The organism is Streptomyces sp. NPDC003023 (genome assembly GCF_042888225.1).
GTDB lineage: Bacteria > Actinomycetota > Actinomycetes > Streptomycetales > Streptomycetaceae > Streptomyces.
In genome coordinates this window covers 182,790-208,505 of the sequence record NZ_JBIAPL010000003.1, presented here as the reverse complement: position 1 = coordinate 208,505, position 25,716 = coordinate 182,790, and the positions used below count along the sequence as shown (strand labels likewise).

The window sequence follows — 25,716 nt, the reverse complement described above, 5'->3', positions numbered from 1 at the left end:
CTTGGGCGGCAAGGCCGACACGGCCCGGCCGTGCCGCGTGGGCAGCGCCGTGTGCCGTACGCAAGGATTGGGGCATGGCGAACCGACTTGCGCAGGCCACGTCCCCCTACCTCCTCCAGCACGCCGACAACCCGGTCGACTGGTGGCAGTGGGAACCCGGTGCCTTCGAGGAGGCGCGGCGGCGCAACGTGCCCGTGTTCCTGAGCGTGGGATACAGCTCCTGCCACTGGTGCCACGTCCTCGCGCACGAGAGTTTCGAGGACGCGGAGACCGCCGCGTACATGAACGAGCACTTCGTCAGCGTCAAGGTCGACCGGGAGGAGCGGCCGGACGTCGACGCCGTCTACATGGAGGCCGTGCAGGCGGCGACCGGACAGGGCGGCTGGCCCATGTCCGTGTGGATGAACGCCGACGGGGAGCCGTTCTACTTCGGCACCTACTTCCCGCCGGAGCCGCGCCACGGCATGCCGTCGTTCCGGCAGGTGCTGGAGGGCGTCGCCGCCGCGTGGACCGACCGGCGGGAGGAGGTCGGCGAGGTCGCGCGGAAGATCACCAGGGACCTGGCCGGGCGCTCGCTGGCGGTCGGCGGCGCGGGTGTGCCCGGTGAGGACGAGCTGGCGCAGGCGCTGCTCGGGCTGACCAGGGACTACGACGAGCGGCACAAGGGCTTCGGCGGGGCGCCCAAGTTCCCGCCGTCGATGGTGCTGGAGTTCCTGCTGCGCCACCATGCGCGCACAGGGGCCGAGGGCGCGCTGGAGATGGCGGCGGACACCTGCGAGGCGATGGCGCGCGGCGGGATCTACGACCAGCTCGCGGGCGGGTTCGCCCGCTACTCGGTGGACCGGGAGTTCACGGTTCCCCACTTCGAGAAGATGCTCTACGACAATGCCCTGCTGTGCCGCGTATACGCCCACCTGTGGCGGGCCACCGGCAGCGATCTGGCCAAGCGGGTCGCGCTGGAGACCGCGGACTTCATGGCGCGTGAACTGCGCACGGCCGAGGGCGGTTTCGCGTCCGCGCTGGACGCCGACAGCGACACGCCGGACGGTGGTCACGCCGAGGGCGCGTTCTACGTGTGGACGCCGGCGCAACTGCGCGAGGTGCTCGGCGAGGCGGACGGCGCGCGGGCGGCGGAGCTCTTCGGGGTGACGGAGGAGGGCACTTTCGAGGAGGGCGCTTCGGTCCTGCGACTCCCGCGCGGCGAGGCCGATCCCGAGCTCAGGGAGCGGCTCCTGGCAGCCCGCGAGGAGCGTCCGCGGCCCGGCCGGGACGACAAGATCGTGGCCGCCTGGAACGGGCTCGCGATCGCCGCGCTCGCCGAGACCGGGGCGTACTTCGACCGGCCGGATCTCATCGAGCGGGCCATCGAGGCGGCGGACCTGCTGGTCCGGGTGCACATGGACTTCTCGGCCGGCGGCGTACGCCTCGCCCGTACGTCCAAGGACGGCATCGCGGGTGCCAACGCGGGTGTGCTGGAGGACTACGCGGACGTCGCCGAAGGCTTCCTCGCCCTGGCGGCGGTCGGCGGAGAGGGCACCTGGCTGGAGTTCGCCGGCTTTCTGCTGGACATGGTCATCGACCGGTTCACCGCCGAGGGCGGCGCGCTGTACGACACGGCGCACGACGCCGAGCAGTTGATCCGCCGCCCGCAGGATCCGACGGACAACGCCGCCCCCTCGGGCTGGTCGGCTGCCGCCGGGGCTCTGCTGCTGTACGCGGCGCACACCGGCTCGGAGGCCCATCGCACCGCCGCCGAGGGGGCGCTCGGCGTGGTGAAGGCGCTCGGGCCGCGGGCGCCGCGGTTCATCGGGTGGGGGCTCGCGGTCGCGGAGGCGCTGCTCGACGGTCCCCGCGAGGTGGCGGTCGTCGGCCGGCCGGGCGATCCGGCGGCACGGGAACTGCATCTGACGGCGCTCATGAGCACGGCGCCGGGAGCGGCGGTCGCCGTGGGGGAACCGGACAGTGACGAATTCCCGTTGCTGCGGGACCGCCCTTTGGTGAACGGCAGTTCGGCCGCGTACGTATGCCGCGGTTTCGTGTGCGATTCACCCACCACAGACGCATCAGAACTTGACCGGAAACTCACCGACTGAGGCCGGAACAGGTGAATTTATCCGTCGGCCGCCGGAACGAAATCCTCCGCCTCTATTGTCCTGAACGCACAAGTGTTGGCGCGCGTACTGGGGAGTGACGCGCGCGGGGGAAGTACGTGCCGCCGGCCAGGGGGGTCCTGCCGCGGCGCATGGGCAGGGGGACCATTTCATGCTGTTATCGCTGTTCGTTGCTGCCATCTCCATGGCGCTCTTCTGGATGGCGGCGTTCACTCTGTGGTGGCAGATGCACGCCTGGCGCACGCCGGAGACGCTCGCGGCGACCCGCTTCGACCGTCCGGAAGGCGGCGTCGGGCTGTCCTTCTCGCTGCTGCTGCCGGCCCGCCACGAGCAGGCGGTGCTGGAGCACACCATCGAGCGCCTGCTGGAGTCCAGCCACTCCAACTTCGAGATCATCGTGATCGTCGGCCACGACGATCCGGAGACGGCCGCGGTCGCCGAGCGCGCGGCCGCCCGCGACCCCGTGAGGGTGCGGGTCATCACCGACACCCACGAGACCAAGAACAAACCGAAGGCGCTCAACACCGCGCTGCCGCACTGCCGCGGCGACGTCGTCGGTGTCTTCGACGCGGAGGACCAGGTCCATCCCGAGCTGCTGGCCCACGTCGACCACGCCTTCACCTCCACCGGCGCCGACGTGGTCCAGGGCGGGGTGCAGCTGATCAACTTCCACTCCAGCTGGTACAGCCTCCGCAACTGCCTCGAGTACTTCTTCTGGTTCCGCAGCAGGCTCCATCTGCACGCGCAGAAGGGCTTCATCCCGCTCGGCGGCAACACGGTCTTCGTCCGTACGACGGTGCTGCGCGAGGCGGACGGCTGGGACCCGAACTGCCTCGCAGAGGACTGCGACCTGGGCGTGCGGCTGTCGTCCGTCGGCAAGCGGGTCGTCGTCGCGTACGACAGCGACATGGTCACCCGGGAGGAGACCCCGGGCACCCTGATGAGCCTGCTCAAACAGCGCACCCGCTGGAACCAGGGTTTCCTGCAGGTCTACCGCAAGAAGGACTGGAAGCAGCTGCCGGGACGCGGGCAGCGCATGCTGGCCCGCTACACCCTGATGACGCCGTTCCTTCAGGCGTACTCGGGTCTGGTCATTCCGCTCAACGTCGCGGTCGCGCTGTTCCTCGACGTCCCGGTCGGCATCGCCATCGTGACGTTCCTGCCGCTGATCACGGCGATGGTCACCTTCGTCTTCGAGATCGTCGGACTGCACGACTTCGGCAAGCAGTACGGGCTGAAAGTCAGGTTCGTCCACTATCTGAAGCTCATCGTCGGCGGCCCCTTCTACCAGGTCCTGCTCGCCGGCGCCGCCGTGCGCGCGGTGTGGCGGGAGCAGCGCGGCCAGAACGAGTGGGAACTGACCAGCCATGTCGGCGCGCACCTCACCGAGGTGACGGAGACCAGAGAGGACGCCCGCCGGTGACGACGACACTGCCTCCGGCCCCGGAGGCCACCGAACCGGCGGCGGCCGTCCCCGGTGACCGGACGGCCGCCGCCGGCACCGCACCGGTGCGTGTGCGCCCGGTCGTCCGGTTCCGCGGCTCGCGGCCCGACCTGCTGCTGTGCGGTGTGCTGCTCATCGTGATCCTGCTCGTCCAGGGCTGGAACATCACCCGCTTCCCGACGCTCAGCGACGACGAGGGGACCTATCTCGCCCAGGCCTGGGCGGTCCAGCAGGGCGACGGCCTCGCCCACTACACGTACTGGTACGACCATCCGCCGCTCGGCTGGATCCAGATCGCGTTCCTGACCTGGCTGCCCTCGCTGATCGCGCCCGAGACGATGAACGTCGCCTCCATGCGCTTCGCCATGCTCGCGGTCAGCGCCGCGTGCGCGGTGCTGCTGTACGTACTGGCGCGACGGTTGTTCCTGCCACGCTGGGCGGCCGGCCTTGCGATGGCGCTCTTCGGTCTGTCACCGCTGTCGGTGGTGCTGCAGCGCGAGATCTTCCTCGACAACATCGCCGTGATGTGGATGCTGTTGGCGTTCTGTCTGGCGGCGTCACCCAACCGGCATCTGTGGCACCACTTCGCCGCGGGGCTCACCGCCGCTGTCGCCGTGCTCACGAAAGAGACGATGCTGGTGGTGCTGCCGGCGCTGCTGGTGACGATGTGGCGGCACAGTCACCGTGACACCCGGAAGTTCGCGGTGACCGGTGCGATCACGGCGTGCGCGCTGATCGGCCTCTCGTACCCGCTCTTCGCGCTGCTCAACAACGAGTTGTTCCCCGGCGAGGGGCATGTGTCGCTGATCGACGGCATCACCTACCAGATGAGCCGCGAGGGCTCCGGCTTCATCCTCGACGACGGCTCCGGTTCCAACGGGGTGCTCCGCTCCTGGCTCTACTACGACACCGTGCTGCCGGTCGGCGGGCTGGCCGGCGCCGCGCTGCTGCTGCTCACGCTGCGCTGGTCCGTCACGGCGCGGGCACTGGCGGGGCCGGCGCTGGTGGTGGCGATCCTCGCGGTCGTCGCGATGCGCCCGTCGGGATACCTCCCGGCGATGTACGTGATCCAGGCGCTTCCGTTCCTCGCCCTGGTCCTGGCGGCCGCCGCGGCGAGCGTGGCCCACGCGGTGCTCCGCAGGCCGCTCGGCCGCGGCCCGGCCACCGGGCGGCTCCGGCCCGGTCCGGCGGACGGGCACGTTCCGCCGCAGCGGACGACCGGGCACGACCAAGACCCTCCGGTGAACGGGGAGCAGGGTCCGGGGCGCGGCCCCGGCGAGGGGAGCCGTGTCCGGGGCGCTGTCCGACCGGTCCTGGCCACCCTTCTCGCGCTCGCTGCCACCGTGTACGTCGCACCCCGCTGGTACGACGGCAACCGTGCCGCACTCACCGCCGACGCCAACGCCCCCTACCGGGCGGCCGCGGCCTGGATGCAGAGCGAGGTCGACGACCCGGCGAGAACCCGCGTACTGGTCGACGACGCCCTCTGGCTGGATCTCGTCCACGACGGTTTCGAACCCGGCACCGGGGCGATCTGGTTCTACAAGGCGGACCTCGATCCCGCCGTCACGAAGACCATGCCGCGCGGCTGGCGGGACATCGACTACGTCGTGTCGTCACCGACCGTACGGCGCGACGCCGTGGACCTGCCCAACGTCAGGGCCGCGCTGGAGCATTCGACGCCGGTCGCCGTCTTCGGCGAGGGCGAGGACCGCATCGAGATCCGCCGGATCAGCCCCGTTGGAGGCGAGTTGTGACCACCCCCCGTACGGGCGCCGAGGAACTCGGCGATCCGGAGCTGAGCGCTTCCCAGGTGGCGGAACCCGGCGCCGTCACCATCGTCGTCCCGACCTTCAACGAGTCCGGCAACATCCGTGAACTGCTGCGCAGACTCACCGAGTCGGTGCCCGCCAGGCTGCCCTGCGAGGTCCTGTTCGTCGACGACTCCACCGACGACACACCGGACGTCATCCGCAGCGCCGCGCAGGACTGCCCGTTCCCGGTCGACGTACTGCACCGGGACACCCCGGCCGGCGGGCTCGGCGGGGCGGTCGTCGAGGGAATACGGCAGGCCGGCTCCGACTGGATCGTGGTCATGGACGCCGATCTGCAGCACCCTCCCGCTCTCGTACCGGACCTGGTCGCGGCGGGGGAGCGTTCGGGCGCGGATCTCGTCGTGGCCAGCAGGTACATCCGCGGCGGAAGCCGCGAGGGCCTCGCGGGCGGCTACCGCATCGCCGTCTCGCGCGGCGCGACCTGGCTGACCAAGTCCCTCTTCCCGCGGCGGCTTCGCGGGATCAGCGACCCGATGAGCGGGTTCTTCGCGATCCGGCGCAGCGTGGTGACGGCCGACGCGCTGAAACCCCTCGGCTACAAGATCCTGCTGGAGCTGGCGGTCCGCTGCCGTCCGGAGACGGTCGCGGAGGTTCCGTTCGTCTTCCGGGACCGGTTCGCGGGCGAGTCGAAGTCGACGGCCAAGGAGGGCATGCGGTTCCTGGGCCACCTCGTCGGACTGCGCACCGCGTCCGGGATGGCCAGGATGATCGTGTTCGGGCTGATCGGACTGACCGGCTTCCTGCCGAACCTGCTCGGCCTGTATGTGCTGACGCGGGCCGGCATGCACTACCTCCCGGCCGAGATAGTCGCCAACCAGTTCGGCGTGGCCTGGAACTTCCTCCTCATCGAGGTACTGCTGTTCCGTGACCGAAGACGCCACCGGCACTGGGCGGACCGGGCGGGCCGCTTCGCACTGCTCGCCAACGCCGATCTGCTGCTGCGCATCCCGCTGATCGCGCTGTTCGTCTCGTGGCTGGACATGGCGGTGCTGCCGGCGACGGCGCTGGCGCTGCTGACGACCTTCGTCGTGCGGTTCGCCGCCACGGAGGCGCTGGTCTACCTGCCGCGCGGAAAGGGCGCCCCGCGCATGGCGAAGGCGGAGGTACGCGCCGGCTCCTGAACCTCTTCGCACCGCACCCGGAAGTCCTGGCATCGAGCCGCACGAAGGGAACCGCCATGTCTCCACCACTCAGGACCCCCCGCCGCCGCAGACGCAGGACCGCGCTGCTCGCCGTCGGCGCGATGACCACCGCTCTTGTGATGTCCGTTCCGCAGGCGGCCCAGGCAGGGCCGCCGAACCTGATCTCCAACCCCGGGTTCGAGACGGCCGGCACCGGCGCCATGCCGGCCTGCTGGTCCCAGTCCGGCTGGGGCGACAACGACTACACCTTCGAGACGGTCGCCGACGCCCACTCCGGGGCCCGGGCGATGAAGGTCTCGCTGACCCGTCGTGTCGACGGCGACCGCAAGGCCCTGATCACCGAGACCACGGCCTGCGCACCACAGGTGACGCCGGATCGGCAGTACGACCTGTCCCTCTGGTACAAGTCCACCACTCCCGACGCGTCCGTCACCCTCTTCCGCCACGACTCCACGGCCGGTTGGCAGTACTGGACGGACCTCAAGACCCTCGAGACCAGCGCCGCCTACCAGCGCGCCGAGGTCCGCACCCCCGCCGTCCCGCCGGGGACCGACCGGATCGCGTGGGGCGTGTCCGTGTACGGCACGGGTTCGGTCACCACCGACGACTACGTGATGGAGGAGGTCACGGTCCCGGCGCCGGATCCGGAGTGCACGGGCACCGCCGAGGAGTGCGCGAAGGGCCGCTGGGACGTCCTGCCCGTGCAGAACCCGGTGCGTTCTATGCACTCGGTCGTGATGCACAACGGCAAGGTGCTCGTCATCGCCGGCTCCGGCAACGACCCGGCGCTCTTCGAGGCGGGCAGCTTCACCTCCGCCGTGTACGACCCGGCGAACGGCACCTTCCGTACGATCCCGACCCCGGTCGACATGTTCTGCGCGGGCCATGTGCAGCTCCAGGACGGCAAGGTCCTGATCATGTCCGGCAACAAGGGCTATCCGTCCGCCGACGGAAAGATCGGCTACCAGGGGCTGAAGGACTCGTTCGTCTTCGACCCGGAGACCGAGACCTACACCCGGACGAACGACATGAACGGCGGCCACTGGTACCCGTCGGCGACGATCCTCGGAAACGGTGACGTCATCTCCTTCGGCGGCCTGAAGGAGGACTCCACCGGCAATGTGACCGCGGAGAAGTTCTCCGCGGCGCAGAACAAGTGGCTGCCGATGAACGAGGTCAACCAGACCTGGTCGTACTGGGGCCTGTACCCGTCGATGATCCTGATGCAGGACGGCCGCCTCTTCTACTCCGGCAGCCACACCTTCGGCAACGGCACGCCGGGCACCGGCGCTTCCATCTACGACTACGAGGCCAACACCATCACCGACGTCCCCGGTCTGCAGGCCAAGGACGAGCGTGACGAGTCGGCGAGCGTGCTGCTGCCGCCCGCGCAGGACCAGCGGGTCCTGACGATCGGCGGCGGCAACAACGAGACCAACCCCGTGGCCAACCGCTACACCGACATCATCGATCTGAAGCAGCCGAATCCGGCCTATGTGCACGGCCCGCTGCTGCCGCAGGGCGAGGTCGACCAGGGCCTGGGCCGCCGCCCGCAGACGGGCGCGGAGGGCAAGATGTACGTCTCGGCGGTGCTGCTGCCCGACGGCAAGGTCTTCGAGACCGGCGGCGCGCTGCACGACCGGGCCGACCCGGTGTACGAGGCGTCGTTCTTCGACCCGGTGACCGACACGTACGAGCCGGGGCTCGCGACCGACCCGATCCCGCGCGGCTACCACTCCTCCTCGTTCCTGCTGCCCGACGGGCGCGTCATGTCGGTCGGCGACAACCCCGGAAACGGCACGTACAACCACAACGTGTCGGTCTACACCCCGCCGTACCTGCTTAAGGGCCCCCGGCCGCAGATCACTTCGGTGATCGACGGCGAGTGGACGTACGGCGACACCCAGCGCATCACGGTCGACCGGCCGATCGCGAAGGCGGAGCTGATCCGGCCGGCGGCGGTGACGCACTCGTCCGACCCGAACCAGCGCTTCGTGGACCTGCCGATCACGGTCGACGGGAACAACGTCGACCTGGGCGTCACCAGCAACCCGAACCTGGCGCCGCCCGGCTGGTACATGCTCTTCGCCGTGGACGCGAACGGGGTTCCCTCGGTGGCGGAGTGGGTGCACCTCGGCGGTCCGCCGGCCATGGCCCGCGCGGCGGCGCACACTCCGTCCGCCCATGTCCACGACTTCGCGGGCGATCTGGCCGGGACGCCGAAGAAGCCGCTGAAGAAGCGCGGTTCGGTGCCGGTGGACCCGCGGATCTCGGGCTGCGACCGGCACTACGGCAACGCCGGTGTCTGCGTTCCGACCGTCTTCCCGGAGCAGGTCGCCCCGACCACCGCGGCCCGGTGCGCATGGCTCGCGTCGCACGACTACGGCCGCCTGAAGGTCAACGGCAAGGACGACCCGCTGCGGCTCGACCCGAACCGTGACGGCTCGGCGTGCGGGAAGGGGGACGTCCGCGGGCGCTGACCGTCCGCCGCCCGATGCCCCCGCGTTTCGTGCGGGGGCATCGGCGTGAGCGGAGCCACCTGCCCGACCCTGTCCCGGATCCCACTGGCCCGGCCTGCCCCGGATCCCACTGGCCCGGACCCGAAGGAGCACCGCGTGCGGCCTCGACGGATCGCACGCTTACCGGGAACGGCCCTGGCGGCCCCGGTCGCCGCCCGCCGGGTCAAGGCCCTGCAGGGCCGATGAGGCAGGTCAGAGCCGCAGCCCGTCCTTGAGCACGTCCAGCGTGCGGTCGACGAGCGCGACCAGGTCGTCCTGCCGGCCGCGCTCGCCCCAGTGGACCAGCGTCTCGCGCAGCGCGCCCATCACCGCGGCGGTGAAGACCCGCACCTCGAGGTCGTCCGGATCGCGGCCGGCCCGGTCGGCGATGGGCCGTGCGAGGAGCTGTGAGGTCTCGGCCATCGTCTCGGTCATCCGGGCGCGCAGGGCCGGGACCTCCAGCATCAGCCGGGTGCGCATCCGCATCTCCTCCGGCTCGTTCTCGAGGATGGCGGCGACGGCCCCGGTCAGGATGATCCGCAGCGACTCGAGCGGCGGTTCGTCCGCCGGCCGGGCCCGCAGCATCGACACCATGACCGGGTCGTACTCGTCGGTGAGGACGATGTCTTCCTTGGTGGGGAAGTAGCGGAAGACGGTGGAGGGGGAGACCTCTGCCGCCGCCGCGATCTGCTCGATCGTGGTCGCCTCGTACCCCTGCTCACCGATCAGCCGGTAGGTGGCCCTGCGGATCGCGACGCGGGTCTTCAGCTTCTTGCGCTCCCGCAGCCCCATCGGGGGCTGCTGCTGTCCGAAGGGCAGTGGTGCGGTGGCGGCCATGGTCGTCATTGTCGGCCATCGGCCGTCTCCTCTGCCATGGCCGGGCGCGCGGCGTCAGGAGTGCTGGTAGGCGACCAGCGAGATGCCCACGTAGTGGACGATGAACGCCGCCAGCGTGAGGGAGTGGAACACCTCGTGGAAGCCGAACCAGCGCGGTGAGGGATTGGGCCGCTTCAGCCCGTAGATCACTCCGCCCGCGCTGTAGAGCAGGCCGCCGACGATCACCAGGACCAGTACCGCGATGCCGCCCTCGCGCATGAAGTCGGGCAGGAAGAACACGGCGGCCCAGCCCATCGCGATGTAGCAGGGCGTGTAGAGCCAGCGCGGGGCGCCGACCCAGAAGACCCGGAACGCGATGCCCGCCACCGCCGCCGCCCAGACCGCCCACAGCAGGACCCGGCCCGTGGAGTCGGGGAGCAGCAGCAGCGTGAGCGGCGTGTAGGTGCCCGCGATGATCAGGAAGATGTTGGCGTGGTCCAGCCGTCGCAGTACGGCCGTGGCGCGCGGGCCCCAGTTGCCCCGGTGGTACAGCGCGCTCACGCCGAAGAGCAGGCAGGCGGTCAGTACGTAGACGCCGCAGGCGATCTGGCCGCGCCTGGAGTCCGCGAGGGCCGTGAGGACGATGCCGGCGATCAGCGCTGCCGGAAACATTCCGGCGTGCAGCCAGCCACGGAGCCTCGGCTTCACCGGGGGTGGGTCCATCTCGGTCACTTCGGGCGTGGCTGAAGTCATGTCCGCATGCTACCTACGCGACCGTAGGTATACAGATATGAGTGGCAATGCTCACGTGAGAGGGCCTCTGGACATATGGGCGTCCGGCGCGGATGATCAGATGAGTGCGGTCGGCACCGGATGAGCGCCAGCCACAAGTAGGTACGAAGCATCCGGGTCGCAGCCCCCACGGGGCACAAACCAACAGTCCCCTCACTTAGGAGCGATCGTGGCGCGCGACATCGCGGCTCCCAGCGTCCCCACCAACCACCAGGAACTGATCTCCTGGGTCGACGAGATCGCGGCGATCACGCAGCCGGACAGCATCGTCTGGTGCGACGGCTCGGAGGCCGAGTACGAGCGGCTGGCCGAGGAACTGGTGGCCAGGGGCACGTTCAAGAAGCTGGACCCGATCAAGCGCCCCAACTCGTACTACGCCGCGTCCGACCCCACCGACGTCGCCCGCGTCGAGGACCGCACCTTCATCTGCTCCGAGAAGGAGCAGGACGCCGGCCCCACGAACCACTGGAAGGCCCCGGCGGAGATGAAGGAGATCTTCGCTGGCGAGAAGGGCATCTTCCGCGGCTCGATGAAGGGCCGCACGATGTACGTCGTGCCCTTCTGCATGGGCCCGCTCGGCTCGCCGCTCTCCGCGATCGGCGTCGAGATCACCGACTCCGCCTACGTCGCCGTCTCCATGCGCACCATGACCCGCATGGGACAGCCCGTCCTCGACGAGCTCGGCACCGACGGCTTCTTCGTCAAGGCCGTCCACACCCTGGGCGCGCCCCTGGCCGAGGGCGAGGCCGACGTCCCGTGGCCGTGCAACTCCACCAAGTACATCTCGCACTTCCCCGAGACCCGTGAGATCTGGTCCTACGGCTCCGGCTACGGCGGCAACGCCCTGCTCGGCAAGAAGTGCTACGCCCTGCGCATCGCGTCCGTCATGGCCCGCGACGAGGGCTGGCTCGCCGAGCACATGCTGATCCTCAAGCTCACCCCGCCGCAGGGCGAGGCCAAGTACGTCGCCGCCGCGTTCCCGTCCGCCTGCGGCAAGACCAACCTCGCCATGCTGGAGCCCACGATCTCCGGCTGGACGGTCGAGACCATCGGCGACGACATCGCCTGGATGCGCTTCGGCGAGGACGGCCGTCTCTACGCGATCAACCCCGAGGCCGGCTTCTTCGGCGTCGCGCCCGGCACCGGCGAGCACACCAACGCCAACGCCATGAAGACCCTCTGGGGCAACGCCGTCTTCACCAACGTCGCGCTCACCGACGACGGTGACGTCTGGTGGGAGGGCATGACGGAGGAGGCCCCGGCCCACCTCACCGACTGGAAGGGCAACGACTGGACGCCCGCGTCCGAGACGCCGGCCGCCCACCCGAACGCCCGCTTCACCGTCCCCGCCTCGCAGTGCCCGATCGCCGCGCCCGAGTGGGAGGACCCCAAGGGCGTGCCGATCTCGGCGATCCTCTTCGGCGGCCGCCGCGCCTCCGCCGTCCCGCTGGTGACCGAGTCCTTCGACTGGAACCACGGCGTCTTCCTCGGTGCGAACGTCGCCTCGGAGAAGACCGCCGCCGCCGAGGGCAAGGTCGGCGAGCTGCGCCGCGACCCGTTCGCCATGCTGCCGTTCTGCGGCTACAACATGGGCGACTACATGGCCCACTGGATCAAGGTCGGCGCGAGCGCCGACGCGGCCAAGCTGCCGAAGATCTACTACGTGAACTGGTTCCGCAAGAACGACGCCGGCAAGTTCGTCTGGCCCGGCTTCGGCGAGAACAGCCGCGTCCTGAAGTGGATCGTGGAGCGCCTGGAGGGCAAGGCGGAGGGCGTCGAGACCCCGATCGGCATCCTGCCGACCCGTGACTCGCTCGACACCGAGGGCCTGGACCTGCCGGCCGAGGACCTCGACTTCCTGCTCAAGGTCGACACCGAGGTCTGGCGCGAGGAGGCCGCCCTGGTCCCCGAGCACCTCAACACCTTCGGCGACCACACACCCAAGGAGCTGTGGGACGAGTACCGCGCGCTGGTGTCGCGCCTGGGCTGACAGCCCCTCGAGCCGCGTGGCGGGGCGCCCCGACATCCGCCCTGACCAGTGGGGGTCACGAACGACCCGTCACGTGTGAACGGCCCCCGAAGCCCCCTCAGGCTTCGGGGGCCGAAGCCTTTGCGTGGTCCGGGCGCGGCGCCTTGCGCACACACCTCGCTCACATGTTCCATAGGATCTTCATGTTCGACGGCGAACATGAACTGAGCCTGTGGGGGGCCAAGTTGAGTGCTTTTCAGTACGGGGTGCGACGTCTTGCCGCGATGGTGGCGGCATGCGCGGTCGGCGGCACGGGGCTCGTTCTCGCGGCACCCGCCGCACACGCGGCGGAGCCGTCGGACGTGGTCGCCAAGTTGCCCGCGTCCTCGTTCTCCGACATGGTGGTCGACTCGCGAAACCAGCGCGTGTTCGTCTCCAACAGGTCGAACGACCCCCTCTACGCGGGCATGGTCGTCGCCTACGACTTCCAGGGCCACCGGGTCGGCTCCTTCAGCACCGCGACCCGCGCCTCCGGTCTCGCGCTGAGCGAGGACGGGACCAGCCTGTACGTGGGGCAGCGCGAGGGCGTCTTCGCCTACGACACCCTGACCCTGCAGGAGACCGGCCGCACCGCCGCCTACCAGGACTACTGCGGCCGGGAACTCGCGGTCACCGGAACCAAGCGCTGGCACACCACCACCATGGCTTCCAGCGACTTCTACTGCGACCAGAACCGGACCGACCTGGACTCGGTGGTCGACGGCCTGCACGCACGCACCAACTGGAACGCCCCCGGCAAGCTGCTGCTGACGACCGGTGACGGGGCGGCGAACCGGCTGTTCATGGGCCAGGCCAAGGGGCCGGTCTCACCCGACCCCTTCCTCACCTCGTTCGACACCGCCGGCGACACCCCGGTGCGCGGTGACTCCCGCCGTTTCGCCGACGCCGAGGGCAAGGGAGCGCTGGACCTGAAGGACATGGCCGTCAGCGCGGACGGCACCCGGATCGCGGTCGCCGACGCCGCGTACGGCACGCGCCTGCTGAACTCCGGCGACCTGAGCGACGCCGGCACCGGTTACCAGCCGCTGCCCGCGGGCGCGACAGCGTCCGCCGTCGCGTTCAGCGGCGACGGGAAGTACGTGGCCCGCGGAGCCTCGGCCACGGGCAGCACCCCCGACCTGCTGATCCAGCCGGCCGACCCGGCGAACGGCACGACGGCGACGGAGTTCGCCTACGAGGGCGACCTCGACGGCAACAGGATCGTGCCGCGCGGACTGGAGTGGTCGAAGGACGGCTCCCGTCTCTTCGCCGTCACGACCAACGCGTACGGCAACGCCTTCTGGCTGCACATCGTGCAGCCCCCGGCCGCCCAGTACGACTCCCGCTTCGCCGGCCCCCTGACCCACACCCCGGGGCAGGCCGTCGTCGGTGAACCGCTCGGTGTCCGCGGCCGCCTCGAGCTCGACGGCACCGCGTCGGGAGAGCCGGTGAGGGTGAGCGCCGTACGCACCACGGCCGACGGCACGCGCGAACTCGCCCGGGCGGAGGTGGCGGCCGACGGAACCTTCACGGTGCTGGACGTGCCGGACGCGGTCGGCAGCGCGACCTACACCGTCTCGTTCCTCGGCGACCTCACCCACCGGCCGGCCGAGGACGTCTCGCTCACGGTCGACGTGGCGAAGGCACCGACGTCGATCGCGCTCACGGCGCCGGCGGAGGCGTCGATGACCGGCGGCGTCGAGATCACCGGCAGGCTGACCGCCCAGGGCCGCGCGCTCCCGGCCGGTGTCACCCTGGCGGTGCGGCGCACGGACCGGCTGGGGACGGGCACGCTGTCGTCGGTCCCCGTCGCCACGGACGGCACGTTCACGGTCAAGGACCTGCCGCGCACGCGCCGGGACGTGACGTACACGGTGTCGTACGGGGGAGACGACCTGCACACGGGCAGCGAGGCGTCGGCGACGGTGTTCGTCACGCGCTGAGACACCGGCGTGTGCCGTGCCAGGTCGGCGCCGGCACGGCACACGCTCGACTCGCTAACGGTCAGGGACTACTTCATGTCCTTGGCACGGTTGTTCAGGTCGGCCGTCGGGGCACCGTCGAGGGCGGCGAGGCCGTTCACGGGCGGGTCGCCCGCGGACGGCTGGTCGGTGATCGGGGACCACTCCTCGTCGCAGGTGAGTCCGAAGGCGGTGCCTGCCGGGTTGACCATGCACTCGGTCTCGTAGATGAGACCTTCCTCGGTCAGCACCTCAATGGTGATGTCGTTGGCCTGCTGGGCGATGGAGATGGCGCACGGGTCGGCGGGGAACGGGTTCTCTTCCGAGTCGCCGTCCGTCAGGTCGTACCAGATCCAGGTGCCCGCGTTCGGGCCGGTGAGCTGCCGGGCGCCCGCGTAGGCGATGTCATCGCTGAGTACGGCCTTGAACTCCCTGGAGTTCTGGTCACGGATCGCGTCGACGTCGGCACACGGTCCGGCCGGGCCGGTGGCTCCGGCGGGGCCTGTGGGGCCGATGGGGCCGGTGGCTCCGGGGGTCCCGTCCGCGCCGGTGGGCCCGGTGGGGCCGGTCGGGCCGGTGGCGCCCGCGGGGCCTGTCGGTCCGGTCGGTCCGGTCGGGCCCTGGCACTCGTCGTCGCCCTTGTGGCCGTCGAAAGCCCTTGGACCGTGGTGATCGTCGTCGCACCGGTCGCCGCCCATGAACGCCGACCAGTTGAGCCCGTCCGGCGGGAAGGCCTTCTGAGCCGTGGCCGTCGCGGGGCTCGCGAAGCCCAGCATGACGAGGCTCAGCGTGGCCATGGCGGCGCCTGCCGCCCACTTGCGGCCGCTTGGCAGCGGGCCGAAACGCGAAGTGGTCCTGTTCTCAGGACTCATGAATTACTCCTTGCGATGCCGAATGGAGTGGTGTCCGAAAGGCCATGTCGGGCCTTCCGCCGCAACATTCGACCGGGTTCGCAGAAGAGTGGAGGCGACACACCAGGCGGTCAGGCGATCGGCGGGGGGAGAAGAGGGCCGAAGGGGCGAAGCCCCGGCGGGCAGTGCGCCCGCCGGCAGTCGATCCAATTCGGTGTGTGTCGCGACAACCGACTCGAAGTGGCCTGGATACCCTCTGCCTGTCCGGTTTCCCACTCTCCGTAATCCCCCGGACGAGAAGGAATGAGTGATGCAGGCCTCGCCCGCCGACAGCGTCGTCCTCACACCACCACATGAATCGGCCCCGGGGGCGGGCGCCGCGGTCGAACAAATCCCAAAGACCCGTTCCCGAATTCCCTGGTGGATTCAGGCACTGGCGGGAACACTCTTTCTCGCGTACGCGACGCTTTCCCTGCGGCTTCACCAACGGCTTTTCTCCGCCGCCTACGACCTGGGAATCTTCGAACAGGTCGTCCGCTCCTACGCGAACGGTCACCTTCCCGTCTCCGAGATCAAGGGACCGGACTTTCCCGTCCTCGGAGATCATTTCTCCCCCGTTCTTGCTCTGGTGGCGCCCTTCTACCGGCTGTGGCCGACGCCCGTGACGCTGCTCGTCGTACAGTCCGCGCTGATCGCCGCGAGCGTGCTGCCGCTGACCGTCTGGGCACGCCGAACACTGGGCTCCCTCGCCGCCGCCGTGATCGGCGTCTGCTACGGCCTCTCCTGGGGCGTGGCGATCGCGGTCGGCAGGGACTTCCATGAAGTCGCGTTCGCCGTACCCCTGCTGGCCTGCTCGGTGGTCGCTCTCGGGAGTGACAGGCCGCGCGCTGCGGCCTGTTGGGCCCTGCCCCTGCTCCTGGTCAAGGAGGACCTCGGTCTCACCGTGGCGGTGATCGGCCTTCTCATCGCCCGTCGCGGCGAGCGCAGGCTCGGCACCATCACCGCTTGCGCCGGCCTGGCCGCGCTGCCGCTGACCATGCTGGTGATCGTGCCTGCCTTCAACCCGGCCGGCGACTACGCCTACTTGTCCATGCTGAGCGGCTCCGGCGGCGGGGAAAACGGTCCGGGCGATCTGCTGCACAGGGTGACGATCGGGCTCATCACGCCCGAGACCAAGGTCGTCACTCTGCTGCTCGTGCTGGCTCCGACCCTGTTCCTCGCTCTGAGGTCACCACTGCTGTGGGTGGCGCTGCCGACTCTGCTCTGGCGCTTCGCGTCCCTTCGTTCCACCGACTGGGGCACCGGCACCCATCTCTCGCTGGTGCTGATGCCCGTCGTGTTCGCGGCCTTCGTCGACGCACTCGCCCGACGGCGCCCGGACAGGAGCAGCCTTCGTCGTCACCTCGCCGGTTCGGCCGCGGTCACCCTGCTGCTTCTTCCGCAGTACCCGTTGTGGCAGTTGGTGCAGCCGGCCACCTGGCGTACGGATCCCCGTGTCGCCGCGGCCCACCGTGTGATGGACCGGATCCCGGACGACGCGACGGTCCAGGCGTCGAACTATCTGGTGCCCCACCTGACGAGCCGTACGAGCGTCAGTCTCCACGGCTGGGCCGTCAGCCGCCCCGACCCCCAGTGGATCGTGCTCGACACCTGGGTGCCGGCGCACCGGCGATGGCCGGAGAACCTGCTGGAGGAAAGACGCTCCCTGGAACGCGCCCGTGCACAGGGCTACTTCACCGTGGTGGACGAGCAGGGCTTCGTCCTGCTCCGACGCCCGGACTGATGCCGGCCCATCCTGTTCCCAGCCTCACCGAGTTGGAGGTGACTCGTGAAACCGACGGTCTGCCTGAACATGATCGTCAAGGACGAGGCCGCGGTGATCCGGCGCTGTCTGGAGTCCGTGCGTCCCCTGATCGACACCTGGGTCATCCTGGACACGGGATCGACCGACGGCACCCAGGACGTCATCCGCGAGGTCTTCGCCGATCTGCCCGGCGCGCTGCACGAGCGGCCCTGGAAGGGTTTCGACGTGAGCCGCACCGAGGCGATCGACCTGGCCCGCGCCGAGGCGGACTATCTGCTGTTCATCGACGCCGACGACCTGATGGAGGTGGATTCCGGCTTCCGGATGCCGAGGCTGACTCACGACGCCTACCGGGTCGCGCTGCACGACGGCCCCATCGTCCACTGGCGGCCGGCGCTGGTGTCGACCCGGCTGCCGTGGCGCTACGTGGGCGTCCTGCACGAGTACATCGAGTGCGGGACCAAGTACAGCCTCGGCACCCTCCGAGGAGCCAACATCCTCTCCGTGGGCGGCGGGGCGAGGCTGAGGGAAGGCCAACGGACGAAGTACCTGCGCGACGCCCGGATCCTCCAGGAGGGCCTGGTCAAGGAGCCCGGCAACACCCGTTACGTCTTCTATCTCGCGCAGAGCTGGCGTGACGCCGGCGAGCCGGAGAAGTCGCTGACCGCCTACGACCGGCGGGCGGGCATGGGCGGCTGGGCGGAGGAGGTGTTCTGCGCCCGTCTGTACGCGGCCCGGCTCGCGGTGCAGCTCGAGAGGTCGCCCGCCGAGGTGATCGACCGCTATCTCCGCGCGCACGAGAGCCGTCCCACGCGGGCCGAGGCCCTCTGCGACCTGGCACGCCACTGCCGGGTGGACGGCCGACGCTGGCCGCTGGCCTACCTGTTCGCGAAACAGGCGGCCGCGATCCCGTACCCGAGCGACATCCTGTTCGTCGAACACGCCTGGTACGAGTGGCGCGCGCTCGACGAACTCGCCATCGCCGCCTACTGGGTGGGTGAGTACGAGGAGTCCAGGCAGTGCTGCGAACGGCTCCTGAAGGGCGGACGGCTGCCCGCCGGAGAGCGCGAACGGGTCACCCGCAACCTGGAGTTCGCACAGCGCGAACTGGATTCCAGGAAGCTGGTGGACGCCTGACCGGCGTCCGGCGGACCTTGCCGGGCCCCTGACGCCTCCGGCGCCAGAGGGTGGCGCCCGGTCCGGGGCCTCCCCGGCCACGGACCGGGGCCGTCAGGGGGCGCCGACCAGGTGCTGGTCGGCGAGGGCGGCGGTGTGCGCGTCCATCCGCTCGGCGGACAGGATCGCGACCGCGGTGTCCGCCCGGGACGCGGCGACGACGAGGGCACGGCCCGCGAGGGCGAGGGCTCGCCGGTGCAGCGCGGACGTGTCCGCTCCGCTCAGGCCCGCGTGACGGGCCGGGGGAGCCCCGCGCAGACGGGACACCTGTCCCGCGATGGCCGCACCGGCCTGCTCGAGGCCGAGCTCGTCGGTCACGGCCAGGAGCGCGGCGAGGTGACCGGCGAGCTGGATGTCCAGCTCCTCCTCGCGGCTGCGGTGGGGGTACTGCGCCTCGTCGGCCGTCGAGTGGACCGACTTGGCGCGGATCGGTTCGTACATGGGACGGCCTCCTGCTCACTGTCAGGAGACCATCCTACATTGGATTCAGTCTAAAGTTGATTCCGGTCGGTGACCGGCTACGGCTGCCCGTATCCGTCCAGGAAGGTGCCGATCCGCGTCACGGCGTCCGCCAGGTCCTTCGCCGTCGGCAGGGTCACGATCCGGAAGTGATCGGGCTCCGGCCAGTTGAAGCCCGTGCCGTGCACGACCATGATCTTCTCGGCCCGAAGCAGGTCCAGGACCATCTGCCGGTCGTCCTTGACCTTGTAGACCTTGGGGTCGAGCCGCGGGAAGAGGTAGAGCGCGCCCTTGGGCTTCACACAGGTCACGCCGGGGATCTGTGTCAGCAGGTCGTACGCCACGTCCCGCTGCTCCAGGATCCGCCCGCCGGGCAGCACCAGGTCCTCGATCGACTGCCGGCCCCCGAGAGCCGTGGCCACCGCGTGCTGCGAGGGCATGTTGGCGCACAGCCGCATGTTGGCGAGGATCGTCAGGCCCTCGATGTACGAGGAGGCGTGCGCCTTGGGGCCGCAGACGGCCATCCAGCCGGAGCGGTAGCCCGCCACCCGGTAGTTCTTGGAGAGCCCGTTGAAGGTGAGGACCATCAGGTCCGGGGCGATCGCGGCGGTGGGGGTGTGGGTCGCGCCGTCGTAGAGGATCCGGTCGTAGATCTCGTCGGAGCAGACGACCAGGTTGTGGCGCCGGGCGATCTCGGTGAGGCCGCGGAGCATCTCGTCGTCGTAGACGGCGCCCGTGGGGTTGTTCGGGTTGATGATCACGAGCGCCTTGGTGCGGTCCGTGATCTTCCGCTCGATGTCCGCGAGGTCGGGCATCCAGTCGGACTGCTCGTCGCACCGGTAGTGCACGGCCGTGCCGCCGGACAGCGACACCGACGCGGTCCACAGCGGATAGTCGGGCGCCGGTACGAGCACCTCGTCGCCGTCGTCGAGAAGGGCCTGCATCGACATCTGGATCAGCTCGGAGACGCCGTTGCCCAGGTAGACGTCCTCGACGTCGAGCTCGATGCCCTTGGTCTGGTAGTGCTGCATCACCGCCCGCCGGGCGGACAGCAGGCCCTTCGCGTCGCCGTAGCCGTGGGCGCGCTTGAGATTGCGGAGGATGTCCTCGAGGATCTCCGGCGGGCACTCGAAACCGAAGGCGGCCGGGTTGCCCGTGTTGAGCTTGAGGATGCGATGACCTGCTGCCTCCAGCCGCATCGCCTCCTCGAGGACCGGGCCCCGGATTTCGTAACAGACGTTTGCGAGCTTCGTGGACTGGATCACCTGCATGTCCGTGAGCTTACGGGCGCGTCATGGTGATCGCTTCGTGTTTCCGGCCGGCGGACGCGGTGGTGAATGTCCGGTTTGGTGCTTCCCGGTGTGGTGGTCCCCCGGCTCCTTCGAAACCGCAGCCATGAGGGCCGGCGACCTGTGAATTTGGTGGTCGGCGAGCCGGGTGTTGTCCTCGTCACCTTGCGGTAGTGTGACTCGTCCGACAGCGCTCCCGGCCATCCGGTGCAGTGCGTTCGAAGACCGAGGAGGTGAGACCCATTCCCGCAGTAGCAGGCTGGGCGCCCTCATCCCACAGCCGTGCGGTTCACCCGGCATAGGTGACCGCGAGGGCGTCCCCATCGGCGCCCCGAAAGGCTTTCATGTCGGTCTCCGAGCTGTATCCGCTGTATCCGTCGTACCTCTCCACCGTCGTCTCCGTCCTGCGCGGAGCAGGCTGCGTCTTCGCGGAGGACGAGGCGGACCTGCTGTTCTCCACCGCCCGCGATCGTGCTGAACTCGTCGCCATGGTCGATCGCCGGGTCGCCGGACTGCCCCTGGAACACGTACTCGGCTGGGCCGAGTTCCGTGGCATGCGCATGGTCGTCGACCCTGGCGTCTTCGTGCCCCGCCGCCGCAGTGAGTTCCTCGTCGCCCAGGCGGCCGCCCTCGCTCCCGACCGCCCGGTCGTCGTCGACCTGTGCTGCGGTTCGGGGGCCCTGGGTACGGCACTGCTCCACGCGCTCGGCGCCGGCGAGCTCCATGCCGCGGACATCGAGCCGGCCGCCGTCCGGTGCGCCCGTCGCAACCTCGAAACCGTCGGGGGCCGGGTCCACCACGGGGACCTCTACGACCCGCTGCCCGCCGGTCTCGCCGGCCGGGTCGACGTGCTCATCGTCAACGCCCCGTACGTGCCCACCGGAGAAATCGGGCTGCTGCCCCCGGAGGCCCGGGACCATGAACCCCGTGTGGCCCTGGACGGCGGCGCCGACGGACTCGACGTCCATCGGCGGGTGGCCGCGGAGGCCGCGCGGTGGCTGGCACCGGGCGGGGCGCTGCTCATCGAGACGAGCGAGCGGCAGGCACGGTCGGCCGAGGCGCTGTTCACCTGCCACGGGCTCGAGACGCGGGTGGCCGTCTGTGACGATCTGGGCGCGACCGTCGTGATCGGCACCAGGCCGCCGCACACGGCCTGAACGACGCCGTGCCACGGGGATCTTGACGCGCATGAGTGTTCCCGGACAGTCCCCGTCCCGGCCACGGCGGTGCGTCGCCGACGTGGGCGCAAGAAGGCCCCGGAGAGTGAAATTCTCTCCGGGGCCTCTCCAGGACCGCGCCCACAGGCGCCGCACCCGTGGATCAGGCGTTGACGCAGGTGTTGCCCGCTGCGGGGTTGAGCAGTCCGATCACGTTGATGCTGTTGCCGCAGACGTTGATCGGGACGTGGACCGGGATCTGGACGACGTTCCCGGAGAGCAGACCCGGGGAGCCGACGGCGACGCCGTCCGCACCTGCGTCGGCCATGGCGGGCGCGGCGCTGCCCAGGGCCATGATGATCCCCGCGACGACGGCCGCAGCCTTCGTGTGCTTCATTTCGATCCTTTCAGCAGTGACGCCATGCGCAGCCACGACCTTCGCGCTACGCTGCCGGATTACCTGCGGGCATGCGTCTCTGCGGAACTAGTAACGATTTGATTCCCGCCCGGGACCCGCTCGGTTACCGGCGGTTCGAAAAGTCACTCCAATGCCGCACGGTTAATTCTTCGAACCGTGATTCGGATTTCGTGTCCCAATTTCATTGCGCGGTCGATCATTTGTCTTCCGGCACGACAACGCCCCCGGGCGCGAAGTGCGCTCGGGGGCGGTGCCGGGGTGATGCGACTAGTCGATGTCCGAGCCGTTGCCCGACAGGATCGGGATGTCGCTCAGGATGTGCGAGAGCGGCTCGTCACCCTTGGCCTGGGTGGAGTTCTCGACGCACTGCTGGTTCTGCGGGGCCGACAGGATCGGGACGTCCTGGACGCCGACGTTCACCAGGCCGACGATGTTCTGGATGTTGGCCTTGGCCGGGAGGCCGATGCAGGGCTTGTTGAGCGAGCCCTGGATCAGGCTCATCTGCGGGCTCATGTCGCCGTGCGTGGCCGAGTTGCCGTACTCCTGCGAGGCGAAGTTGCCGCTCGCCGAGTTGGTGCCCCCGTCGTTGCCGAGAGCCATAGCCTGCGGCGCCATCATCGCGCCGGCGCCCGCCATGGAGGCGGTGACCATGGCCGTCGTCAGAATCTTCTTGATCACTTACTTGTCCCTTTTCGCTATGAACGCTCGAACGCGGAGCAGCCTGATCAACTGCATCCGCCGAGTTTGGTTCCGGGCGTTCACCCGAATGCCGCAACGAGGAAGTGGGCTGGTGCACAATTGGCGGCCCTGCAAGCTATCCGATCGGTGAATTCAATATGACAATTATGGCGACCGGGCCGGTGTCCGCCGAACCGAAGGGGCGGCGACGGGCCGTCAGGGACGGCGTGGGAAGCGGCCGGGCTCTCGCATGGCTGCTGGTGGCCACCGGCGCGGCGGGGCTCCTCGCGGCCTGGGTGATCACGATCGACAAGTTCAAGATCCTTGAGGCGAAGGTCGCCGGGACCACCTTCACCCCCGGCTGCAGCCTCAACCCGGTGGTCTCCTGCGGCAGCATCATGGAGAGCGACCAGGCGGCCGTCTTCGGCTTCCCCAATCCGATGCTCGGCCTGGCCGCGTACTCCGTGGTCATCGGCATCGGCATGGCGCTGCTGACCGGAGCCCGCTTCGGCCGCGCGTACTGGCTCGGTCTGAACGCGGGCTGCCTCTTCGGTGTCGGGTTCTGCACCTGGCTGATGCAGCAGTCGCTGTACGAGATCAACGCGTTGTGCCTGTGGTGCTGTCTGGCCTGGGTCGCCACGATCGTCATGTTCTGGTACGTGACCTCGCACAACGTCCGCCACGGGCTGCTGCCGGCCCCCGCCTGGGCGCGGGGCTTCCTCGACGAGTTCACCTGGGTGCCGCCGGTCCTGCACATCGGTGTGATCGGGATGCTGGTCCTGACCCGCTGGTGGGACTTCTGGACCTCGTGAACCGGTGGGCGACGGCGAAGGACCCCGGCGGCCGGAGGCCGCCGGGGTCCTTGCTGTGCGGGTGCGACTAGTCGATGTCCGAGCCGTTGCCCGACAGGACCGGGATGTCGTTCAGGATGTGCGAGAGCGGCTCGTCACCCTTGGCCTGGGTGGAGTTCTCGACGCACTGCTGGTTCTGCGGGGCCGACAGGATCGGGACGTCCTGGACGCCGACGTTCACCAGGCCGAGGATGTTCTGGACGTTGCCCTTCAGCGGCAGGCCGACGCAGGGCTTGTTGAGCGAGCCCTGGATCAGGCTCATCTGCGGGCTCATCTTGCCGTAGGTGGCCGAGTTGCCGTAGCTCTGCTTGGCGCCGTTACCGCTCAGCGAGTTGGTGCCGCCGTCGTTGCCGAGGGCCATAGCCTGCGGCGCCATGGCCGCGCCGGCGGCCGCCACGGAGAGCGCCAGCGCTGCCGTAGCCGTAACCTTCTTCAGCATTTTCAGTCCTTCTGTTGCTTGGATGCCCGCCGTTGGAGCGTCCTGGACAACCGGGGGGCCACGCGTTTGGTTCTTCCGGTTCACTCCAACGGCCCTGTGCCGAAGCGCCGTTCGTGCGGACTGTCCCGAGGCATGGAGCGGCGGCCCCGCCGCACCTGCCGGCGGGGCCGCCCCGAACGTGAAGCCGGACTCCGGCCGGATCAGCCGCCCAGCGAGATGCCGCCCAGCATGGGCGTCAGCGAACCGGCCGTCTTCAGGACCTGCTCGGGTGCGTTGCCCCGCAGGTTGTTGAGCTCGGTCGCGCTGCCCGCCACCTGGTTCACCGTGGAGCCCGCCTCGACCGAGTCCATCTGGGGAACCGAGCTCGCCACCTCGGAGATGCCGCCGGTGAGGCTCATGGGCGGCATCGCCGCGGAGTCGGCCGCGAAGGCGGGGGAGGCCGCCCCCAGCGCCGCCACGGAGCCGGCAATGATCGCAGCAGCCTTCGAGTACTTCATCTTTTCGAATCCCTTTCCCCGGCGGTGTTCTCCGCCGTCAACAGGGGTAACGAGCAGCGGTCGTACGGGAAACCCCTGGTTCACGGCCTTTCTGGCCCGACGCCGAACCGGGCGCAGACCGTCGCGGACTCCCTCAACGATCGAACGGCGAAAGGGTTTTGCAGAATCACCCGATGTGCTGGTCCTGCTTGCGCCGTCCACGCCCGGGCATCACCCGTGACAGGCATGTACGTAAGAACCATGAGATGGCCTCCGGATGGCCGTATGTGCGCGTCCGGCGTGATTTCCAACTAGCTTTCTGACAAAGTGCACTCCTGTTTTGCCGACTTGATCGGAAATGGAGAGCCAATCATGCCGAAGTCGCCGGGCTTCGCTGCGCGAGGCGTTCTGGGGGCACTGCTCTGCACGGCGTTCTCGGTCGTTTCGCTCGCGGCGGCTGCCCCGGCCCCCACGCCTTCGGAAACACCCGGCATTCCCTTCACCCAGCGCTATCACGCCGTCCACCACGGAGGAATCGTCCGCGCGGCGAACTCCGCCATCACCTGCCGTACGCCCGAAAGCGCGACCGTCGCGCCCTGTTCCTCCGTACGACGTGGCGCGCAGGGCACCAACGGCGACTTCGACATGTTCTACGTCGACCTCGACGACGACCCGAACACCTACAACTCGAGCCGCGCCCGGCTGGTCGTACCCGCGGACTCCCGCGTCCGTTACGCGCGTTTGTACTGGGGAGGCAACCTCCGGGTCGGCGAGCAGAAGCCGCCGGCGGACAACGGCCGTGTCCTGATCGCCGAACCGGGCGGCGAGTACAAGGAGGTTCTGGCGGACACCCGGATCGCACATCGCGACGCGGACGGCAGCGACGCCTACCAGGCGTCCGCCGACGTCACACCCCTGGTGCGCCGCAGCGGTTCCGGGTACTGGACCGTCGCCCAGATCAACGTGGCCATGGGCCACTCGAAGGCCGGAGCCTGGGGAGGCTGGACGCTGGTCGTGGCCTACGAGAGGGCCGGCGAACCGCTGCGCGAGCTCTCCCTCTGGGACGGCTTCGAGACGCTCGGCGCCGACCGCGGGAGCCACACCGTGACACTGACCGGCCTGCGCGTCCGGCCGGGCGCGAACGGCCGCGCCGGTCTCGTCTCCTACGACGGCGACCGGGCCGTCCGAGGCGACTTCGTGGATCTGCGGGCCGGTGGCGCGCGGCCCTTCGCACTCGCCGACCGTGCCAACCCGGCCGGCGATCCGATGAATTCGACCATCACCGACTTCGGCACGACAGTGACCGGACGGCAGCCCGCCCATGTCAACACGCTCGGGTACGACTCCGACGTCTTCGACATCGCACCCGCCCTGACGGGCGGCGCGAATTCGCTGACATTCCGGTTCGGTGCGGAAGACCGCGGCTTTTTCCTCGGCGCTCTCTTCGTGCAGGCGGATGCGCGCCGCTGATTTACGCATCCACAGTCCACCGCGTTCGAAGAGGGCCGCAC

21 protein-coding genes are annotated in these 25,716 nt (G+C 69.6%); 12 read left to right on the top strand and 9 right to left on the bottom strand.

Going from position 1 to position 25,716, the window contains the following annotated elements:
- Positions 1 to 74: 74 nt before the first annotated feature.
- The 5 genes from ACFYV1_RS12735 to ACFYV1_RS12715 all read left to right on the top strand — a co-directional run bounded on the left by ACFYV1_RS12735 (position 75) and on the right by ACFYV1_RS12715 (position 9,012).
- Positions 75 to 2,093: a thioredoxin domain-containing protein gene (locus ACFYV1_RS12735; RefSeq protein ID WP_389395485.1), complete on the top strand. Its 2,019-nt coding sequence runs from the start codon at positions 75 to 77 to the stop codon at positions 2,091 to 2,093.
- Positions 2,094 to 2,262: 169 nt separating this feature from the next.
- Entirely contained in the window at positions 2,263 to 3,534 is a 1,272-nt protein-coding gene (locus tag ACFYV1_RS12730) for a glycosyltransferase (protein WP_389395484.1), read from the top strand.
- Complete coding sequence (locus tag ACFYV1_RS12725) at positions 3,531 to 5,312, top strand: ArnT family glycosyltransferase (protein ID WP_389395483.1); 1,782 nt, start codon at positions 3,531 to 3,533, stop codon at positions 5,310 to 5,312. The genes ACFYV1_RS12730 and ACFYV1_RS12725 overlap by 4 nt, the downstream gene beginning before the upstream one ends.
- Entirely contained in the window at positions 5,309 to 6,511 is a 1,203-nt protein-coding gene (locus ACFYV1_RS12720) for a glycosyltransferase (protein ID WP_389395482.1), read from the top strand. Before ACFYV1_RS12725 ends, ACFYV1_RS12720 begins: the two co-directional genes overlap by 4 nt.
- Positions 6,512 to 6,567: 56 nt before the next feature.
- Positions 6,568 to 9,012, top strand: a complete 2,445-nt coding sequence (locus ACFYV1_RS12715; protein ID WP_389395481.1) for a galactose oxidase-like domain-containing protein — start codon at positions 6,568 to 6,570, stop codon at positions 9,010 to 9,012.
- 231 nt (positions 9,013 to 9,243) lie between these two features.
- On the opposite strand, the gene ACFYV1_RS12710 is transcribed toward ACFYV1_RS12715, so the two are convergent.
- The gene (locus ACFYV1_RS12710) at positions 9,244 to 9,867 is read right to left on the bottom strand and encodes a TetR/AcrR family transcriptional regulator (protein ID WP_389395480.1); all 624 of its coding nucleotides are present in this window, start codon (positions 9,865 to 9,867) and stop codon (positions 9,244 to 9,246) included.
- A gap of 54 nt (positions 9,868 to 9,921) precedes the next feature.
- The gene (locus tag ACFYV1_RS12705) at positions 9,922 to 10,599 is read right to left on the bottom strand and encodes a hemolysin III family protein (RefSeq protein WP_389395479.1); all 678 of its coding nucleotides are present in this window, start codon (positions 10,597 to 10,599) and stop codon (positions 9,922 to 9,924) included.
- A 208-nt stretch (positions 10,600 to 10,807) separates the two neighbouring features.
- Here ACFYV1_RS12705 and ACFYV1_RS12700 point away from each other — a divergent pair, with 208 nt between their 5' ends.
- Together ACFYV1_RS12700 and ACFYV1_RS12695 are read left to right on the top strand one after the other, a co-directional pair.
- Positions 10,808 to 12,628, top strand: coding sequence for a phosphoenolpyruvate carboxykinase (GTP) (locus tag ACFYV1_RS12700; protein ID WP_389395478.1), 1,821 nt, complete (start codon positions 10,808 to 10,810; stop codon positions 12,626 to 12,628).
- A gap of 224 nt (positions 12,629 to 12,852) precedes the next feature.
- Positions 12,853 to 14,589: an Ig-like domain repeat protein gene (locus tag ACFYV1_RS12695; protein ID WP_389395477.1), complete on the top strand. Its 1,737-nt coding sequence runs from the start codon at positions 12,853 to 12,855 to the stop codon at positions 14,587 to 14,589.
- Positions 14,590 to 14,657: 68 nt separating this feature from the next.
- Here ACFYV1_RS12695 and ACFYV1_RS12690 read toward each other — a convergent pair whose 3' ends face one another.
- Positions 14,658 to 15,479, bottom strand: a complete 822-nt coding sequence (locus ACFYV1_RS12690; RefSeq protein ID WP_389395476.1) for a hypothetical protein — start codon at positions 15,477 to 15,479, stop codon at positions 14,658 to 14,660.
- Between the two features lie 289 nt (positions 15,480 to 15,768).
- Between ACFYV1_RS12690 and ACFYV1_RS12685 the strand changes: the two genes are divergently transcribed.
- Positions 15,769 to 17,241, top strand: coding sequence for a DUF2079 domain-containing protein (locus tag ACFYV1_RS12685; protein WP_389395475.1), 1,473 nt, complete (start codon positions 15,769 to 15,771; stop codon positions 17,239 to 17,241).
- A gap of 45 nt (positions 17,242 to 17,286) precedes the next feature.
- Positions 17,287 to 18,399 (top strand): glycosyltransferase, encoded by a 1,113-nt coding sequence (locus ACFYV1_RS12680; RefSeq protein WP_389395474.1) that lies wholly within the window; start codon positions 17,287 to 17,289, stop codon positions 18,397 to 18,399.
- 93 nt (positions 18,400 to 18,492) lie between these two features.
- Here ACFYV1_RS12680 and ACFYV1_RS12675 read toward each other — a convergent pair whose 3' ends face one another.
- Together ACFYV1_RS12675 and ACFYV1_RS12670 are read right to left on the bottom strand one after the other, a co-directional pair.
- The gene (locus ACFYV1_RS12675; RefSeq protein ID WP_389395473.1) at positions 18,493 to 18,879 is read right to left on the bottom strand and encodes a hypothetical protein; all 387 of its coding nucleotides are present in this window, start codon (positions 18,877 to 18,879) and stop codon (positions 18,493 to 18,495) included.
- A gap of 77 nt (positions 18,880 to 18,956) precedes the next feature.
- Entirely contained in the window at positions 18,957 to 20,168 is a 1,212-nt protein-coding gene (locus tag ACFYV1_RS12670) for a pyridoxal phosphate-dependent aminotransferase (protein WP_389395472.1), read from the bottom strand.
- 362 nt (positions 20,169 to 20,530) lie between these two features.
- On the opposite strand from ACFYV1_RS12670, the gene ACFYV1_RS12665 reads away from it, so the two are divergent.
- The gene (locus tag ACFYV1_RS12665) at positions 20,531 to 21,343 is read left to right on the top strand and encodes a putative protein N(5)-glutamine methyltransferase (RefSeq protein ID WP_389395471.1); all 813 of its coding nucleotides are present in this window, start codon (positions 20,531 to 20,533) and stop codon (positions 21,341 to 21,343) included.
- A gap of 163 nt (positions 21,344 to 21,506) precedes the next feature.
- On the opposite strand, the gene ACFYV1_RS12660 is transcribed toward ACFYV1_RS12665, so the two are convergent.
- Both ACFYV1_RS12660 and ACFYV1_RS12655 read right to left on the bottom strand, forming a co-directional pair.
- A complete protein-coding gene (locus tag ACFYV1_RS12660; protein ID WP_389395470.1) occupies positions 21,507 to 21,740 on the bottom strand; it encodes a chaplin in 234 nt (77 codons plus the stop codon).
- Between the two features lie 288 nt (positions 21,741 to 22,028).
- Positions 22,029 to 22,439, bottom strand: a complete 411-nt coding sequence (locus tag ACFYV1_RS12655; protein ID WP_389395469.1) for a rodlin — start codon at positions 22,437 to 22,439, stop codon at positions 22,029 to 22,031.
- 167 nt (positions 22,440 to 22,606) lie between these two features.
- Between ACFYV1_RS12655 and ACFYV1_RS12650 the strand changes: the two genes are divergently transcribed.
- The gene (locus ACFYV1_RS12650; RefSeq protein ID WP_389395468.1) at positions 22,607 to 23,251 is read left to right on the top strand and encodes a vitamin K epoxide reductase family protein; all 645 of its coding nucleotides are present in this window, start codon (positions 22,607 to 22,609) and stop codon (positions 23,249 to 23,251) included.
- Positions 23,252 to 23,318: 67 nt separating this feature from the next.
- Here ACFYV1_RS12650 and ACFYV1_RS12645 read toward each other — a convergent pair whose 3' ends face one another.
- Positions 23,319 to 23,729: a rodlin gene (locus ACFYV1_RS12645; RefSeq protein WP_389395467.1), complete on the bottom strand. Its 411-nt coding sequence runs from the start codon at positions 23,727 to 23,729 to the stop codon at positions 23,319 to 23,321.
- A 200-nt stretch (positions 23,730 to 23,929) separates the two neighbouring features.
- Positions 23,930 to 24,226 (bottom strand): hypothetical protein, encoded by a 297-nt coding sequence (locus tag ACFYV1_RS12640; protein ID WP_389395466.1) that lies wholly within the window; start codon positions 24,224 to 24,226, stop codon positions 23,930 to 23,932.
- Between the two features lie 351 nt (positions 24,227 to 24,577).
- Between ACFYV1_RS12640 and ACFYV1_RS12635 the strand changes: the two genes are divergently transcribed.
- Positions 24,578 to 25,675 (top strand): DUF3344 domain-containing protein, encoded by a 1,098-nt coding sequence (locus ACFYV1_RS12635; RefSeq protein ID WP_389395465.1) that lies wholly within the window; start codon positions 24,578 to 24,580, stop codon positions 25,673 to 25,675.
- Positions 25,676 to 25,716 lie beyond the last annotated feature (41 nt).

What these genes read in the sequence shown, in the direction of transcription:
- ACFYV1_RS12735 (WP_389395485.1), top strand. Translation starts at nt 75, where the DNA reads ATGGCGAACCGACTTGCGCAGGCCACGTCCCCCTACCTCCTCCAGCAC.
- ACFYV1_RS12730 (WP_389395484.1), top strand. Translation starts at nt 2,263, where the DNA reads ATGCTGTTATCGCTGTTCGTTGCTGCCATCTCCATGGCGCTCTTCTGG.
- ACFYV1_RS12715 (WP_389395481.1), top strand. Translation starts at nt 6,568, where the DNA reads ATGTCTCCACCACTCAGGACCCCCCGCCGCCGCAGACGCAGGACCGCG.
- ACFYV1_RS12710 (WP_389395480.1), bottom strand. Translation starts at nt 9,867, where the DNA reads ATGGCCGCCACCGCACCACTGCCCTTCGGACAGCAGCAGCCCCCGATG.
- ACFYV1_RS12705 (WP_389395479.1), bottom strand. Translation starts at nt 10,599, where the DNA reads ATGACTTCAGCCACGCCCGAAGTGACCGAGATGGACCCACCCCCGGTG.
- ACFYV1_RS12690 (WP_389395476.1), bottom strand. Translation starts at nt 15,479, where the DNA reads ATGAGTCCTGAGAACAGGACCACTTCGCGTTTCGGCCCGCTGCCAAGC.
- ACFYV1_RS12685 (WP_389395475.1), top strand. Translation starts at nt 15,769, where the DNA reads ATGCAGGCCTCGCCCGCCGACAGCGTCGTCCTCACACCACCACATGAA.
- ACFYV1_RS12675 (WP_389395473.1), bottom strand. Translation starts at nt 18,879, where the DNA reads ATGTACGAACCGATCCGCGCCAAGTCGGTCCACTCGACGGCCGACGAG.
- ACFYV1_RS12670 (WP_389395472.1), bottom strand. Translation starts at nt 20,168, where the DNA reads ATGCAGGTGATCCAGTCCACGAAGCTCGCAAACGTCTGTTACGAAATC.
- ACFYV1_RS12665 (WP_389395471.1), top strand. Translation starts at nt 20,531, where the DNA reads ATGTCGGTCTCCGAGCTGTATCCGCTGTATCCGTCGTACCTCTCCACC.
- ACFYV1_RS12660 (WP_389395470.1), bottom strand. Translation starts at nt 21,740, where the DNA reads ATGAAGCACACGAAGGCTGCGGCCGTCGTCGCGGGGATCATCATGGCC.
- ACFYV1_RS12650 (WP_389395468.1), top strand. Translation starts at nt 22,607, where the DNA reads ATGGCGACCGGGCCGGTGTCCGCCGAACCGAAGGGGCGGCGACGGGCC.
- ACFYV1_RS12645 (WP_389395467.1), bottom strand. Translation starts at nt 23,729, where the DNA reads ATGCTGAAGAAGGTTACGGCTACGGCAGCGCTGGCGCTCTCCGTGGCG.
- ACFYV1_RS12640 (WP_389395466.1), bottom strand. Translation starts at nt 24,226, where the DNA reads ATGAAGTACTCGAAGGCTGCTGCGATCATTGCCGGCTCCGTGGCGGCG.
- ACFYV1_RS12635 (WP_389395465.1), top strand. Translation starts at nt 24,578, where the DNA reads ATGCCGAAGTCGCCGGGCTTCGCTGCGCGAGGCGTTCTGGGGGCACTG.